We start from the raw sequence: 390 nt of genomic DNA on the forward strand, positions 1-390 counted from the left end.
AAAGGTCAAGAAGTTTATATCAAAGCTCAAGGTAAAGCTGCTTTGATTAAAAATGATTTAACTAAAAAAATAGGAAATAATGAAGCTAAAGCTGAACCTAATTCTTATGCTTATGGAGTCAATACAGCCTTAGGTATGAATTTTATTTCTAATAAAGATATATTCTCCCCTGAAGTAGGTCTTGCTTATGAAGGAGGCTATACTGAAGCTTTTTCTATGAAAGACACTATAGGACAAGCAACAGTTCAAGGTGGAGAAAGAACCTATGCAAACTATTTAAATCTTTTCTCTACTAAAACAAGCTTTACTTGGTTTAGAGATTGGTTGCCTAATTTAAAAACTTCAGTAGAACTTGGAGCTAAGTTTAATATCAATCCTAAAGTAGAAGCT

General features: G+C 31.8%; 1 protein-coding gene. It reads left to right on the forward strand.

Annotated features, from left to right (window positions below; genetic code table 11):
* Positions 1–390 (forward strand): autotransporter outer membrane beta-barrel domain-containing protein (locus ELQ11_RS09715; protein WP_134225307.1); only part of this gene is annotated, 390 nt, incomplete at both ends.

Source organism: Campylobacter sp. US50a (genome assembly GCF_004379015.1).
Lineage (GTDB): Bacteria > Campylobacterota > Campylobacteria > Campylobacterales > Campylobacteraceae > Campylobacter_D > Campylobacter_D jejuni.